The following is a 14,767-nucleotide window of genomic DNA, read 5'->3' as shown; positions in this document are numbered from 1 at the left end:
ACGCGGCGACCGGCGACCCCGATCGTGCGGCGTCGCGGCGATCGTCGTCGCCCGCTGACGAACCGTTCATTACCGTGCGGCCGGATCCGCGCGCACACGCTCAGGTCACGAACGCCGTTGTATGAAGAGCGGCCGGGAAAAGCGAATCGTCGCGCGCGGGCCCGGGCCACGCTCAGTGACCGCGATAGAGCTTCGCGATTTCGGTGTGGCTGGCCGCGGCGCGACGTGCACGCCCGGTGTGCGCGCTGACGCGGCGGATCGCGCGCGTGCGATGGGCGGTGTCGCGGTTGCCTTTCCAGTCGGCCTCGCGGACTGCGCCGGTGCGCGTCCGGTCAGGCACGCGCAACGACGGCGCGGCTTGCGCAACCGCCATCGGGCGAGTGGGTTTGACGGCGACCGGGGCGCCGTGTTGCGGATCGGCCGCCACTTGCGTTGCATCAGGCGAATGGAACGGGTAGACGGGTGCGGGCAAGACGGGCAGGAACGGATCGCTCGACGCGGGCAACCCGGTTTCGGTCGCGACGGCGGCCGGCGCACCGGACCCGCGACAAACGGGATCGGCCTTGCAGGTCTGGTCGACCGTCACATAGCCGCCGACGAGCAGCACGAGCGTGAGGATGCTCAGGATCGGCGCGCTCGACGCGCGCGGCCGCTGGAAAGCCGCGTTGCGCAGCGCGCGGGCGACGCGCGACGACCACGTGTGGAATGACCGCGGCGCATGCGCGGCGTGTGCGTCGGCCGGTCGGCGATCGATCGGCTCGAACGGCCCGTTCCATTGACCGCAGACGGGGCAGTGCTCGAGTGCGCGGAACGCGACGAAGCCGCATTCGCGGCAGCGGCAGCACGTCGCGTGCCGCGATTCGGCGCGCGCATTCAGCACGGCACGCCACGCATCGCGCGCGCGGACGCTTCGATTGGGCAGGACGCGCATCGTCAGCAACCGATGAACGCTATCGTCAGGCTGCACATCGACGGTCGTTCGCATGCGGCGTTCATGAGATTCTCCATAACATCGGACGCTTGGAACCGTTCGTCCGCGGCTGCCTTCCGCTTCATTGTTTGTCGCTCGCGCGCGAAACGCAAGGCGCTTCTCGCGCGTCGCGTGCCGCTCGTTTCGTGCTAACCGCCGTGCCGCTGCCGCGCCGCGAGCGTGCCGAGCGTCTCCAGTGCGCGCTCGACGCCCGGCGTCCACGGTCGTCCGTAGTTGAGTCGCACATAGCGGCGAAAGCCGCCGGTCGCGGAGAAAAGCGGCCCGGGCGCGATGCTGACGCCGCTTTCCATCGCATCGCCGAACAGGTGCATCGCATCCACGTGCGGCGGCAACTCGATCCACAGGAAATACCCGCCGCGCGGCGCGAACACTTCGGTGTCCGCCGGAAAATACGCGCGCACGGCCGACAACATCTGCGCCTGGTGCGCGGCGAGATTGCGCCGCAGCTTGCGCAGGAACCGGTCGTATGCGCCGTCGCGCAGGTAGCTCGAAATCGCCATCTGCGCGGGGACGTCGGCGGCCGGCGCGCTCGCGCCTTTGGCCTGCCGGATCTGCCCCACGAAGCGACCGGCCGCGACCCAGCCGATCCGGAAGCCGGGCGCGAGGCACTTCGAGAACGACCCGCAATGCAGGACGAGCCCGTTATCGTCATACAGTTTCGCGGGGCGTGTGGGCGCCGTGCCGAACTGCAGTTCGCCATACACGTCGTCCTCGATCAGCGGCACGCCGCGCGACGCGAGCAGGTCGATCAGCGCGCGCTTGCGCTCGTCGGTCAGCGTCGCGCCGGTGGGATTGTGGAGCGACGTCATGAACCAGCACGCGCGCACCGGATGCGTATCGAGCGCCTCGGCGAGCGCGTCCAGGTCGAGGCCCGTGCGCGGGTCGACCGGAATCTCGACGGCCTTCAGGTGCAGGCACTGGACGGCCTGCAACACCGCGTGGAATGCCGGCCGCTCGATCGCGACGATGTCGCCCGGACGTGTCAGCGCCTGCAGACTGAGCGTCAGCGCTTCGATCGCCCCCGTCGTGATGACGATTTCCTCCAGCGGCAGCGACGCACCCGCGTTCAGGTAGCGCAACGCGATCTGACGGCGCAGCGGGTCGTAGCCGGGCGGCAGGCCCTCCAGCAGTTTCGTGCGATCCATGTGGCGGGCGGCCGACGCCACGTGACGCCACAGGCTGCTCATCGGAAACAGCGAATAGCTCGCGAATGCCGAGCCGAGCGGCACGATGTCGTCGCACTTGAGCGAATCGAGCAGGCGGGGCAGCGCGTCATCGTCGTCGGCTTGCACGGCGGCCGGCTTGCGCGGCGGATCGCGGCCGAACCGTACGTGCTTGTCCGCGAGATTCGCGACGAAATAGCCGGAGCGCGCCCGCGCGACGATCAGGCCCTCGCTTTCGAGCGCGTAGTACGCACGAAACACCGTGGACGGGCTCACCCGATATGCGCGGCATGCCGCGCGCACGGTAGGGATGCGCGCGCCGGCCGCCAGGTCGCCGCGCCGGATGGCGTCGGCGATCGTCTTTGCCAGCACCGCATAGCGCTTCATGCGTGCCCTCCGGCCGTTGGACCTCGATGACAAAGAGTAGTACGGCAGCCGTCACGTGCAAGCGCGCCCCATATCGCTGATCCGCATGTTTTGTGAGCGCTCTGATCCTGTTCTTTCGTCTGACAAGCGGGCATCCTCTCGCAAGCTTTGTTCCCGCTGTCCGACCGATACGGAATTCACGCTGCCCGACCGCGAATCCGTGACGCCCGCGCGTGTCGCGCGAGTCCTTTTCTGCGGCGTCCTTACCTTACCCGAAAGCATCCAGCGTGAAACTGAAGACCCTCGTCGCCGGCCTCGTGGCCGGCATCGCCCTCAACCTGTTCGGCGGCGTCGCAGCCGCAGCCTGCGTCAACAATCCCGCCGCCCAGCCGAACGCGACGTTCCCCGCCGCGCTCACCGGCAAGCTCGTCTATCACAGCTACGTCAAGTACGGCGACGGCACGAGCCAGCTTTTCCTCTACGACTTCTCGGCCCATACGCTGACGCAGCTCAGCAAGAGCGCGTGGGGCATCACCGATCCGATGAACGGCGTGTTCAGCCCTGACGGCAAGTGGCTCGCGTTCATGGGCATCAGCAACGGCGCATGGAACGTGTTCATGCTGCAGCTCGGCGCGGGCACGCCGCCCGTCAACATGACGCACAGCACGGGCGCCACGCGCAACGAGGATCCGAAGTTCAGCACGGACGGCAAGACGCTCGTGTTCAAGCAGAACGGCGACGTCAAGCAGGCGACGCTGTCGTACACGAGCGCGGGCCCGGTGTTCACGTCGGTGGTGAGCCTGACGAACGCACCGGCCGGCGCCGAGTACTCGATGCCGTTCCTCGCGCCGGACGCGAGCGCCGTGTACTACGCGACCGGCACCGGCGCGAACATGGGGCTGATGAAGCGCACGCTCGCGACCGGCGCGACCGCCGTGTTCGATCGTCCGGCCGGGCTGCAGACGTACTACCCGACCGTGCGTGCGGACGGCATGGTGTACTACGCACGCTGGAAGGACAGCGGCGGGGCCGACCAGATCTATGCGAAGACGGCCGACCCGGCCTCGACGCCGAGCGCGCTCGCGCTCAACGACTGCATGAGCAACAACTCGGATCCGGCGCCGGTCAGCGGTACGAACTACCTGTTCTTCTCGTCGACGACAGCGGGCGGCTATCAGCTGTACGTCGGCGACGTGACGACCGGGCAGCGCTGGAGCCTGTCGCAGTTCGGCGTGAATGCCGACGCGACGAAGGCGAAGCTCGGCGCGAACTACTACGGCGGCCCGGCCGCCGCACGCACGCTGCTGTCGCAGGGGCGGCCGGCCGCGGCGTCGGCGAGCTACAACGCGTCGCTGACGCCGGACAAGGCGTTCGACGGCAACACGACGAGCACCCGCTGGGATTCACCCGAAGGCGCCGGCGTCGATCCGCAATGGATCTCGGTCGATCTCGGCGCGACGAAGGCGATCAGCAGCATCGATCTGTACTGGGATGCGGGTGCGCTCGTCTACCAGATCCAGACGTCGAACGACAACGCGAACTGGACGACGATCTACTCGACGAGCAACGGCGTGTCGTACGGGCATGTGACGCTGCCGAACCTGAAGGCGCAGGGCCGCTACGTGCGGATGCTCGGCACGAAGCGGGCGACGCAGTGGGGGTATTCGCTCGACGAAATGCAGGTGTGGGGATCGTAAGCACAAACGGAAAGCGGCCTTCGAGGCCGCTTTTTTTTCAGGTACTGCCTGCTTCACGCATGCAGCACATGCGCCGGAAACGCAGGCCCCGCGCTCGCCGCACCCTGCGCGAGCGGCGCCACCTGCTTGCGGCGCTCACGCGTCGGCGCGACGCCGAACGCGTCGCGATAGCTCTTGCTGAAGTGGCATGCCGACTGGAAGCCGCACGCCATCGTGATGTGCATGATCGACATGTCGGTCTGCAGCAGCAACTCGCGCGCCCGGCGCAGCCGCAGCGTCAGGTAATAGTGCGTCGGCGTCATCCCGAGGTGCTCGCGGAAGAGGCGCTGCAACTGCCGCTGCGACATGTTCGCGAGCCGCGCGAGCTCCTCGCGCGACAGCGGTTCCTCGATGTTGTTCTCCATCAGCGAGATCACTTCGAACAGCGACTTGTTCGCCGAGCCCAGGCGCGCGACGAGCGGCATGCGCTGTTGTGCGCTCGTATCGCGCACGTGTTCGACGATGAACTGCTCGGCGATCTGCGTGACGCGTGCGGTGCCCACGCGCGCGGCAATCAGGTTCAGCATCATGTCGAGCGGCGCGACGCCGCCCGTGCACGTGATGCGGTCGCGGTCGATCACGAACAGTTCCTTCAGGAAGCGCGTATCCGGAAACTCTTCCTTCAGCGCCGACATGTTCTCCCAGTGGATCGCGCACGCGTAGCCCGCGAGCAGCCCCGATTTCGCGAGCGCATAGGTGCCCGTGCACAGGCTGCCGAGCGGGATGCCCGAGCGCGCGAAGCGCCGCAGTGTCGACAGATGGGCGGGCGTGGTCGCGCGCTGCACGTCGACGCCGCCGCACACGAACACGATGTCGGGCTGCCCCGCGCACTCGGCCGGGCCCGTGTCGACCGTCAGGCCGTTGCTCGCCGTGACCGGGCCGCCGTCCGGGCTGATCACCGACCAGCGATAGAGCGGCTGGCCGCTCAGGTAGTTCGCCATCCGAAGCACCTCGATCGCATTGGTGAACGCGATCATCGTGAAGTTCGGTAAAGGCATGAACGCGAAGTGGGACAGCGACGCTGTGCGGTCGGGCGACATGGGGAGCGTTCCTTGAATCTCTAATAGCTTTTGGCCCGGGGCACGAATCGGGCTGCGGTATTGTGTGAGCGAGTGCAACAAGCGTGCCATACGGCTAAACCCTAGCCCCATACGTCGTCTGGGCATCGGCGCGTTGCTGCACTGCACCGTATCCGGGAGACGGCGCACTCGAACGTGCGGCAAACGCACTGCCGGTGTGCGTGTCCATAGGTGAACGTCCAATGCCGTTTCGAGCGGCCGTACCGAAAAGCACGACCGGTCACTTGTATAAAACGGACGCGCATGGCGGAAAAGGCAAAGAACGCGTCTAAATTCATCAATCCGCCGAAAATCCGAACGACAAGAATAGAGCCGTCGGCAGCCTTGCACTGGACGAGCGGCAAACCCAGGCACGGCGGGCCCTGAGCTTCGGTTGCAGCCCTTTATTCTTCGTCACGGACGCACTATGTCGAACACCCAGCCTTTCTTCTCGCAGCCCCTTGCCGAGCGCGACGCGCCGGTGCGCAGCGCCATCCTGAAGGAACTCGAGCGTCAGCAGTCGCAGGTCGAGCTGATCGCGTCGGAAAACATCGTGTCGCGCGCCGTGCTCGAGGCGCAGGGCTCGGTACTGACCAACAAGTACGCGGAAGGCTATCCCGGCAAGCGCTACTACGGCGGCTGCGAATTCGCCGATGAGGTCGAGGCGCTCGCGATCGATCGCGTGAAGCAGATCTTCAACGCCGGCTACGCGAACGTGCAGCCGCACTCGGGCGCGCAGGCGAACGGCTCGGTGATGCTCGCGCTGGCCAAGCCGGGCGACACGGTGCTCGGCATGTCGCTGGATGCCGGCGGCCACCTGACGCACGGCGCGAAGCCGGCACTGTCGGGCAAGTGGTTCAACGCGGTCCAGTACGGCGTGAACCGCGACACGCTGCGCATCGACTACGATCAGGTCGAGGCGCTCGCCCACGAGCACAAGCCGAACCTCATCATCGCCGGCTTCTCGGCGTACCCGCGCGCGCTCGACTTCGCACGCTTTCGCGCGATCGCCGACAGCGTCGGCGCGAAGCTGATGGTCGACATGGCGCACATCGCGGGCGTGATCGCCGCGGGTCGCCACGCGAACCCGGTCGAGCACGCGCACGTCGTCACGTCGACCACGCACAAGACGCTGCGCGGCCCGCGCGGCGGCTTCGTGCTGACCAACGACGAGGAGATCGCGAAGAAGATCAACTCGGCCGTGTTCCCCGGTCTGCAGGGCGGCCCGCTGATGCACGTGATCGCCGGCAAGGCCGTCGCGTTCGGCGAAGTGCTGCATGCGGATTTCAAGACCTACATCGACAACGTGCTCGCGAACGCGCAGGCGCTCGGCGAAGTGCTGAAGGCCGGCGGCGTCGATCTCGTCACGGGCGGCACCGACAACCATCTGCTGCTCGTGGACCTGCGCCCGAAGGGCCTGAAGGGTGCGCCGGTCGAGCAGGCGCTGGAACGCGCGGGCATCACCTGCAACAAGAACGGTATCCCGTTCGACACCGAGAAGCCGACCGTCACGTCGGGCATTCGCCTCGGCACGCCGGCCGGCACGACGCGCGGTTTCGGCGTCGCGGAGTTCCGCGAGATCGGCCGCCTGATCCTCGAAGTGTTCGACGCGCTGCGGGCGAACCCGGAAGGCGACCCGGCAACCGAGCAGCGCGTGCGCCGCGAGATCTTCGCGCTCTGCGAGCGCTTCCCGATCTACTGATCGACCCCACAAGAACAGTCACACGAGCGAGAGCAGATATGAGCACGCTGCATCAGGACAGCATCATCATCGACGGACTGAACATCTCGAAGTTCGAGAAGCCGGTGTTCGAGGACATGCGCAAGGGTGGTATCACGGCCGCGAACTGCACGGTGTCGGTGTGGGAGAACTTCACCAAGACCGTCGACAACATCGGCGTGATGAAGAAGAAGATCCGCGACAACGGCGAGCTGCTGACGCTCGTGCGCACGACGGACGACATCTTCCGCGCGAAGAAGGAAGGCAAGACGGGGATCATCCTCGGCTTCCAGAACGCGCATGCGTTCGAGGACAACCTCGGCTACATCGAGGCGTTCGCCGACATGGGCGTGCGCGTCGTGCAGCTTTGCTACAACACGCAGAACCTCGTCGGCACCGGCTGCTACGAGCGCGACGGCGGGCTGTCGGATTTCGGCCGCGAAGTGATCACCGAGATGAACCGCGTCGGCATCATGGTCGACCTGTCGCATGTGGGCGGCAACACGTCGTCGGAAGCGATCGCGTTCTCGAAGAAGCCGGTGTGCTACTCGCACTGCCTGCCGTCGGGCCTGAAGGAGCATCCGCGCAACAAGAGCGACGCGCAACTGAAGGAGATCGCCGATGCGGGCGGCTTCGTCGGCGTGACGATGTTCGCGCCGTTCCTGAAGCGCGGCATCGAAGCGAACATCGACGACTACATCGAGGCGATCGACTACGTCGTGAACCTGATCGGCGAGGACGCGGTTGGCATCGGCACGGACTTCACGCAGGATTTCGCGAAGGAATTCTTCGACATGCTCACGCATGACAAGGGCCGCTATCGCCAGCTGACGAACTTCGGCAAGGTGATCAACCCGGACGGCATCCGCACGATCGGCGAATTCCCGAACCTGACCGCCGCGATGGAACGTCACGGCTGGAAGGAATCGCGCATCCGCAAGATCATGGGCGAGAACTGGGTACGCGTGTTCAAGGACGTGTGGGGCGCGTAAGCGCCCGCCGAGCCGAACCGCTCCCTTCGTTTCAACATAAAAAAATCGGGACGTGCCAGCGCTTGCCGCGCGGGCACGCGGACGATGTCGCGCCTGCGCGCCGAGCCGCGCGGCCACTTTCCTCACGGAGTCACCACGATGCAACCGCAACTGCCGATCAACGTCGATCCCGATACCGGCGTCTGGACCACCGACGCGCTGCCGATGCTGTACGTGCCGCGCCACTTCTTCACGAACAACCACGTCGCCGTCGAGGAAGCGCTCGGCGTCGAAGCGTATGCCGAGATCCTCTACAAGGCCGGCTACAAGTCGGCTTACCACTGGTGCGACAAGGAAGCCAAGCAGCACGGCATCACCGGCATGGCCGTGTTCGAGCATTACCTGAAGCGCCTGTCGCAACGCGGCTGGGGGCTGTTCTCGATCATCGAGGCAGATCCGGCGAGCGCACGCGCGAAGATCGAGCTGCGCCACTCGTCGTTCGTGCTCCAGCAGCCGGGCAAGGAAGGCAAGCTCTGCTACATGTTCGCGGGCTGGTTCGCGGGCGCGATGGACTGGGTCAACGACACGACGCCGGAAGGCAAGCATGCGCCGCGCGCGCAATCGAAGGAAGTGCAGTGCGCGGCCGAGCATCACGACCACTGCGTCTTCGAAGTGTCGCCGATCGCGCACTGATGCATTGATTCACTGAAGCAGAACAACACCCGCAACACGAGACATTCGAACGCCAGAGGTCGCCAGCGATGCGTTATCCCCACCTGTTCAAACCCATGCAGCTGAACCAGCTGACGCTGCGCAACCGGATCGTCAGCACCGCGCACGCGGAGGTGTATGCCGAGCCGGGCGGCCTGCCGGGCGACCGCTATATCCGCTACTACGAAGAAAAGGCGAAGGGTGGCGTCGGCCTGGCCATCTGCGGCGGCTCGAGCCCGGTGTCGATCGACAGCCCGCAAGGCTGGTGGAAATCGGTGAACCTGTCGACCGACAAGATCATCGATCCGCTCACGCGCCTGGCCGACACGATGCACAAGCACGGCGCGAAGATCATGATCCAGGCGACGCACATGGGCCGCCGCTCGTCGTTTCACGGCGAGCACTGGCCGCACCTGATGTCGCCGTCGGGCGTGCGCGAACCCGTGCACCGCGGCAACGCGAAGATCATCGAGATCGAGGAAATCCGCCGCATCATCGGCGATTTCGCGGCGGCCGCGAAGCGCGTGAAGGCGGCCGGCATGGACGGCATCGAAATCTCCGCCGCGCACCAGCACCTGATCGACCAGTTCTGGAGCAAGCGTTCGAACCATCGCACCGACGAATGGGGCGGCAGCCTCGAAAACCGCCTGCGCTTCGGTATCGAAGTGCTGACGGCCGTGCGCGAGGCGGTCGGCAAGGATTTCTGCGTCGGCCTGCGCATGTGCGGCGACGAATTCCACGAGGACGGCCTCGATCACGAAGCGCTGAAGGAAATCGCGCAGGCAATGTCCGAGACGGGCCTGATCGACTACCTGAGCGTGGTGGGCTCGGGCGGCGACACGCACAACACGATCGCCAACTGCATGCCGCCGATGGCGCTGCCGCCGGAGCCGTTCGTGCATCTCGCGGCCGGCATCAAGTCGGTCGTGAAGATTCCGGTGATGCACGCGCAGAGCATCCGCGACGCGGGGCAGGCCGAGCGCCTGCTCGCGAACGGGATGATCGACCTGGTCGGCATGACGCGCGCGCAGATCGCCGATCCGCACATGGTGATCAAGATCCGCGACGGCCGCGAGGACGAAATCAAGCAGTGCGTCGGCGCGAACTATTGCATCGACCGCCAGTACAACGGGCTCGACGTGCTGTGCATCCAGAACGCGGCGACGTCGCGCGAAGCGACGATGCCGCACATCATCGAGAAGTCGCGCGGCCCGAAGCGCAAGGTCGTGGTGGTCGGCGCGGGCCCGGCGGGCCTCGAGGCCGCGCGCGTCGCGAAGCTGCGCGGCCACGACGTCGTGCTGTTCGAGAAGAACGCGGAAGTGGGCGGCCAGGTGATGATCGCCGCGAAGGCGCCGCAGCGCGAGCAGATGTCGGGGATCATCCGCTGGTTCGACATGGAAACGAAGCGCCTGGGCGTCGACCGGCGTCTCGGCGTGGCCGCGGACGAGAAGATGATCATGGCCGAGAAGCCGGACATCGTCGTGCTTGCCACCGGCGGTTCGAGCTTCACGTGGCAGGTGCCGGCGTGGGGCGTGGCCGAAGGCCTTGCCGTGAGCTCGTGGGACATCCTGACCGGCAAGGTCGAGCCGAAGCAGAACGTGCTGCTGTTCGACGGCGTGAGCACGCATGCGGGCGCCGGCGTGGCCGACTTCATGGCGAGCCGCGGCTCGAAGGTCGAGGTGGTGACGCCGGACGTGAAGGTCGCCGACGATTGCGGCGGCACGACGTTCCCGATCTTCTATCGCCGCCTGTACGCGTTCGGCGTGATCCCGACGCCGAACACGATGCTCGATCGCGTCTATGAAGAGAACGGCAAGATGATCGCCGTGCTGCGCAACGAGTACACGGAAGAACTGGAAGAGCGCGCGGTCGACCAGGTGGTGATCGAGAACGGCTCGTCGCCGAACGACGAGCTGTACTGGAAGCTCAAGCCGGAATCGGTGAACCGCGGCCAGATCGATCCGCACACGCTGTTCGCGGCCGAGCCGCAGCCGTGCCTGTCGGAAGAACTCGGCAACGGCCGTTTCCTGCTGTTCCGTGTCGGCGACTGCATCTCGATGCACAACGTCCACGGTGCGATCTACGACTCGCTGCGTCTCGTGAAGGATTTCTAAAAGATGAATCCGTCCTTCCTCATTACCGCCTTGTTGTGGCTGTCGGTGGCGGGGCTCGCGTTCGCGGTCGCGAAGCGCTCGTCCTACTGGCGTCTGGGCCGCGCCACCGCGCCCGGCGCGTTTGGCGTCGCGAACCTGTTCGCGATTCCGAAGCGTTATTTCGTCGACCTGCACCACGTGGTCGCCCGCGATCCGTACATCGCGAAGACCCACGTCGCGACCGCCGGCGGCGCGATCGGCGCGCTCGCGCTGGTGTTCGTCAACTACGGCCTCGCGATCTACTCGCCGTGGCTCGACAAGCTGATCTTCCTCGCGGCGCTCGCGATGCTGGTCGGCGCGGTGTTCGTGTGGCGTCGCCGCGCGGCGAAGAACGTGCCGGCGCGCCTGTCGCGCGGCCCGTGGAATACGCTGCCCTGGCTGCTCGGTTCGTTCGCGCTCGGCCTCGTGCTGTTCATGCTGGTGCCCACCGGCGCGATGTCGGGTGCGTTCGCGGTGCTCTGCGCGCTGCTGATCGGCATCGGCGCGTTCACGATGACGGTCGGCGCGGCGAAAGGCGGCCCGATGAAGCATGCGATCGCCGGCCTGCTGCACCTCGCGTTCCACCCGCGCCAGGAGCGTTTCGCGGCCACCCGCGAATCGTTCACCGGCAACGGCACGGCCACGCCGCCGACCGCGCTGAAGCTGCCGGACATCGACCATCAGGAGTACGGCGTCGCGAAGCCGGTCGAATTCCGCTGGAACCAGTTGCTGAGCTTCGACGCATGCGTGCAGTGCGGCAAGTGCGAAGCCGCATGCCCCGCGTTCGCGTCGGGTCAGCCGCTGAACCCGAAGAAGCTGATCCAGGATCTCGTCGTCGGGATGGCCGGCGGCACCGATGCGGCGTACGCGGGCAGCCCGACGCCGGGCCTGCCTGTCGGCCAGCATCGCGGCGAGCCGAACGGCCCGATCGTGTCGGGCCTGATCGAGGAACAGACGCTGTGGTCGTGCACCACCTGCCGCGCGTGCGTGCAGGAATGCCCGATGCTGATCGAACACGTCGACGCGATCGTCGACATGCGCCGCAACCGCACGCTCGTGCACGGCACGGTGCCGGGCAAGGGCCAGGAAGTACTCGCGAACCTGCGCGAGACGGGCACGATGGGCGGCTACGACACGGCCGCGCGCTACGACTGGTCGGTCGACCTGAGCGCACCCGTCGCGCAGCCCGGCAAGCCGGTCGACGTGCTGTTCGTCGCGGGCGAAGGCGCGTTCGACATGCGCTACCAGCGCACGCTGCGTGCGTTCGTGAAGGTGCTGAACAAGGCGGGCGTCGACTATGCGGTGCTCGGCCCGACCGAGACCGACACGGGCGACGTCGCGCGCCGGCTCGGCGACGAAGCGACGTTCCAGCAGATGGCGAAGCGCCTGATCGGCACGCTCGGCACGCTGTCGTACAAGCAGATCGTGACGGCCGACCCGCACGTGATGCACAGCCTGCGCAACGAATACCGTGCGCTCGGGCTGCGCGTGACGGTCAAGCATCACACGACGTATCTGGCCGAACTGGCCGACAGCGGCAAGATCGCGCCGAAGGCGGTCGAGGCGCTGCAGGAGAAGCGCACCACGTATCACGACCCGTGCTACCTCGGCCGCTACAACGGCGAGACGGAAGCACCGCGCAAGCTGCTGAAGACGATCGGCATCCAGGTCGTCGAGATGGAGCGCAACGGCATGCGCGGCCGCTGCTGCGGCGGTGGCGGCGGCGCGCCGCTCACCGACATCCCCGGCAAGCAGCGCATTCCGGACATCCGCATCGCCGACGCACGCACGATCGGCGCGGACGTGGTCGCGGTTGCGTGCCCGAACTGCACGGCCATGCTCGAAGGCGTCGTGGGCCCGCGCCCCGATGTGCTCGACGTCGCCGAACTCGTCGCCGCCTCGCTGGAGTGAATCGATGAATACGATCAAACGAATCGATCCGCGCCGGCCGTTCATCATCACGGCCGCCGGCCTGAAACGCATCACGCTCGGCGAGGAAGGCAGCGCCGATGCGAACGCCGCGCAGTGGTCCGCGCACGGTCATGGCGCCGCGGCGGCGAAGCCGCGCCGTGCGCTGCAGGATCCGAAGCACGTGATGCTGGTGGTCGCCCATGGCGAACGCGGCGCGCTCGACGACCATTCGCGGCAGGCGATCGCCGCCGCGGCCGTGCTCGCCGATGCGCAGACCGAAGTCGCGCTGCTCGCGTTCGGCGAAATCAAGGACGACGTGGCCGAACTGGGTGTCGACAAGCTGCTCGAGCTGACCGGCTTCGATCGCCGCGCGTTCGATCCCGAAAGCGAACTGCAAGCATTGCAGGCCTGTGTGGCCGCGCTCGCCCCGAAGCATGTGTTCGTGCCCGACAACGCGACCGGTGACGGCGATCTCGGCCGCCGTTACGCGGCGGCGGCCGGCGCGAGCGTCGCGACCCACGTCGTCGAGATCGACGCGAAGCACGTGGGCGCGTACGCGCAGGCCGGGCGCGCGTTCGCGACCCGTGCGCTGCCCGACGTGATCCTGCTCGCGCAGAACGCGGTGGAGGCGAAGCTGCCGTTCGTCGGCGCCGGCGAACGCGTGGCTGCCGATTTCATCCGCCCGGCGCATGACGCCGCGCAGCCGTACCGCGATCTCGGCCTCGACGAAATCGATGCGGCCCAGGTCGCGCTCGAGGAAGCCGATTTCATCGTGTCGGCCGGCAACGGCGTGTCCGACATCGCTGCGTTCGAGCGGCTGGCCGGCGTGTTCGGCGCGGCGATCGGCGCGAGCCGCGTCGCGGTCGACAACGGCCACTTCACGCGCGACAAGCAGGTCGGCGCGACCGGCAAGACGGTCGAGGCGAGCGTGTACATCGCGTTTGGCATCTCGGGCGCGGTGCAGCATTTGCAGGGGATCAAGGATTGCCGCCACGTGATCGCGGTGAACCTCGACGGCAGCGCGCCGATCGCGAAGCGCGCGAACCTGACGGTGGTCGGCGACGCGCAGGCGACGATCGCCGCGCTGATCGAACAGGTCCAGGCCGCGCGGGCCGCGCGCGGCGAATCGCCGGCCGCGGTCGGTACCCGTGAACCCGAAGGAGTCGCCGCATGAATGCCCCTCGCCCCTTGCAACGCATCGCGGTGCTCGTGTCCGTCGGCCGGCATCCGGTCAGCGGCGTCGCGCGCTACAGCCGCAACGATGCGGCCGCACTCGAAACCGGCCGCCAGCTCGCGGAAAAACATCGCGCGACGCTCGACGTGATCCACGCGGGCGACCCCGCCAACGCCGCGCTCGCCGAGTATCTGGCGCTCGGCGCGCGGGAGGTCGAAGTGCTGGCCTGCCGAGACGGCGACGATGCCGTGCACGCGCTCGCCGCGCGCATCGAAGGCTACGACCTCGTGCTGACCGGCACGCGCGCCGAGGGCGCGTACGACACCGGGATGCTGCCGTACCGCGTCGCCGCGGCGCTCGGCTATCCGCTCGTCGGCTCGGCCGTCGACGTGACGGTCGATGGCGGTCGCGTGGCAGTCCGGCAATTTTTGCCGAAAGGGCTGCGGCGGCGTGTCGACGCGGCGCTGCCGGCCGTCGTGGCCGTCCATCCGCTCGCCGGTGTCGAGCCGCGCTATGCCTATGCGCGGCTGCGCGCCGGCGCGATCCGGCCGGCGCTCGCGGCGAGCGGCGCGGACGCCGACGCGACCGCGTGGACGGTCGGCCCGGTCGAGCGTAAACCCGTAAAACTGGTCGCCGCCGAGAAGCGCTCCGGGCATGCCCGGATGCTGTCCGCGACGACGACAGAAAGCCGCGGCGGCAACGTCGTAAATGAAGGGAGTTCGGTCGAAAAAGCACAAGTGATCCTTGCGTATTTGCGCGAGCATCAGCTCATCGACTACTGATTTTGATGCCTGTCGGCAAGAACCCAGGGATGCAAGGAATCCGGAGCAAACG

The 14,767-nt window shown here is 67.1% G+C and carries 11 protein-coding genes; 8 read left to right on the top strand and 3 right to left on the bottom strand.

Annotation, left to right across the window (positions count from 1 at the left end):
* Positions 1-172: 172 nt before the first annotated feature.
* Together CFB52_RS25810 and CFB52_RS25805 are read right to left on the bottom strand one after the other, a co-directional pair.
* On the bottom strand, positions 173-931 hold the full coding sequence (locus CFB52_RS25810) for a hypothetical protein (protein WP_060011973.1): 759 nt from the start codon (positions 929-931) through the stop codon (positions 173-175).
* Positions 932-1,119: 188 nt separating this feature from the next.
* Positions 1,120-2,541 carry a PLP-dependent aminotransferase family protein gene (locus tag CFB52_RS25805; RefSeq protein WP_099317783.1) on the bottom strand — a complete coding sequence of 474 codons (1,422 nt, stop codon included), beginning with the start codon at positions 2,539-2,541 and terminating at the stop codon, positions 1,120-1,122.
* A 266-nt stretch (positions 2,542-2,807) separates the two neighbouring features.
* Here CFB52_RS25805 and CFB52_RS25800 point away from each other — a divergent pair, with 266 nt between their 5' ends.
* Complete coding sequence (locus CFB52_RS25800) at positions 2,808-4,217, top strand: discoidin domain-containing protein (RefSeq protein WP_060011969.1); 1,410 nt, start codon at positions 2,808-2,810, stop codon at positions 4,215-4,217.
* A gap of 53 nt (positions 4,218-4,270) precedes the next feature.
* Here CFB52_RS25800 and CFB52_RS25795 read toward each other — a convergent pair whose 3' ends face one another.
* The gene (locus CFB52_RS25795; RefSeq protein WP_081066474.1) at positions 4,271-5,386 is read right to left on the bottom strand and encodes a GlxA family transcriptional regulator; all 1,116 of its coding nucleotides are present in this window, start codon (positions 5,384-5,386) and stop codon (positions 4,271-4,273) included.
* Positions 5,387-5,741: 355 nt separating this feature from the next.
* Here CFB52_RS25795 and CFB52_RS25785 point away from each other — a divergent pair, with 355 nt between their 5' ends.
* The 7 genes from CFB52_RS25785 (at position 5,742) to CFB52_RS25755 (ending at position 14,715) form a co-directional block, all read left to right on the top strand.
* Complete coding sequence (locus CFB52_RS25785; protein ID WP_059642373.1) at positions 5,742-7,016, top strand: serine hydroxymethyltransferase; 1,275 nt, start codon at positions 5,742-5,744, stop codon at positions 7,014-7,016.
* A gap of 38 nt (positions 7,017-7,054) precedes the next feature.
* A complete protein-coding gene (locus CFB52_RS25780) occupies positions 7,055-8,026 on the top strand; it encodes a dipeptidase (RefSeq protein ID WP_034186088.1) in 972 nt (323 codons plus the stop codon).
* A gap of 138 nt (positions 8,027-8,164) precedes the next feature.
* Positions 8,165-8,698: a DUF5943 domain-containing protein gene (locus CFB52_RS25775; RefSeq protein ID WP_059583203.1), complete on the top strand. Its 534-nt coding sequence runs from the start codon at positions 8,165-8,167 to the stop codon at positions 8,696-8,698.
* Between the two features lie 68 nt (positions 8,699-8,766).
* Positions 8,767-10,830, top strand: a complete 2,064-nt coding sequence (locus CFB52_RS25770) for an NADH:flavin oxidoreductase (RefSeq protein ID WP_006488987.1) — start codon at positions 8,767-8,769, stop codon at positions 10,828-10,830.
* 3 nt (positions 10,831-10,833) lie between these two features.
* The gene (locus CFB52_RS25765; protein ID WP_059642375.1) at positions 10,834-12,759 is read left to right on the top strand and encodes a (Fe-S)-binding protein; all 1,926 of its coding nucleotides are present in this window, start codon (positions 10,834-10,836) and stop codon (positions 12,757-12,759) included.
* Positions 12,760-12,763: 4 nt separating this feature from the next.
* Positions 12,764-13,933, top strand: a complete 1,170-nt coding sequence (locus CFB52_RS25760) for an electron transfer flavoprotein subunit alpha/FixB family protein (protein ID WP_099317943.1) — start codon at positions 12,764-12,766, stop codon at positions 13,931-13,933.
* Positions 13,930-14,715: an electron transfer flavoprotein subunit beta/FixA family protein gene (locus CFB52_RS25755; protein WP_059583197.1), complete on the top strand. Its 786-nt coding sequence runs from the start codon at positions 13,930-13,932 to the stop codon at positions 14,713-14,715. Before CFB52_RS25760 ends, CFB52_RS25755 begins: the two co-directional genes overlap by 4 nt.
* Positions 14,716-14,767: the final 52 nt, after the last annotated feature.

Origin of the sequence: Burkholderia sp. AU18528 (assembly GCF_002223215.2) — a bacterium.
GTDB lineage: Bacteria > Pseudomonadota > Gammaproteobacteria > Burkholderiales > Burkholderiaceae > Burkholderia > Burkholderia semiarida.
This window is presented reverse-complemented; position numbering and strand designations above follow the sequence as displayed.

Excerpts from the sequence above, each read along its gene's own strand:
- CFB52_RS25810 (WP_060011973.1), bottom strand. The coding sequence starts at position 931 with ATGCGCGTCCTGCCCAATCGAAGCGTCCGCGCGCGCGATGCGTGGCGT.
- CFB52_RS25805 (WP_099317783.1), bottom strand. The coding sequence starts at position 2,541 with ATGAAGCGCTATGCGGTGCTGGCAAAGACGATCGCCGACGCCATCCGG.
- CFB52_RS25795 (WP_081066474.1), bottom strand. The coding sequence starts at position 5,386 with ATGGCACGCTTGTTGCACTCGCTCACACAATACCGCAGCCCGATTCGT.
- CFB52_RS25785 (WP_059642373.1), top strand. The coding sequence starts at position 5,742 with ATGTCGAACACCCAGCCTTTCTTCTCGCAGCCCCTTGCCGAGCGCGAC.
- CFB52_RS25780 (WP_034186088.1), top strand. The coding sequence starts at position 7,055 with ATGAGCACGCTGCATCAGGACAGCATCATCATCGACGGACTGAACATC.
- CFB52_RS25775 (WP_059583203.1), top strand. The coding sequence starts at position 8,165 with ATGCAACCGCAACTGCCGATCAACGTCGATCCCGATACCGGCGTCTGG.
- CFB52_RS25770 (WP_006488987.1), top strand. The coding sequence starts at position 8,767 with ATGCGTTATCCCCACCTGTTCAAACCCATGCAGCTGAACCAGCTGACG.
- CFB52_RS25765 (WP_059642375.1), top strand. The coding sequence starts at position 10,834 with ATGAATCCGTCCTTCCTCATTACCGCCTTGTTGTGGCTGTCGGTGGCG.
- CFB52_RS25760 (WP_099317943.1), top strand. The coding sequence starts at position 12,764 with ATGAATACGATCAAACGAATCGATCCGCGCCGGCCGTTCATCATCACG.
- CFB52_RS25755 (WP_059583197.1), top strand. The coding sequence starts at position 13,930 with ATGAATGCCCCTCGCCCCTTGCAACGCATCGCGGTGCTCGTGTCCGTC.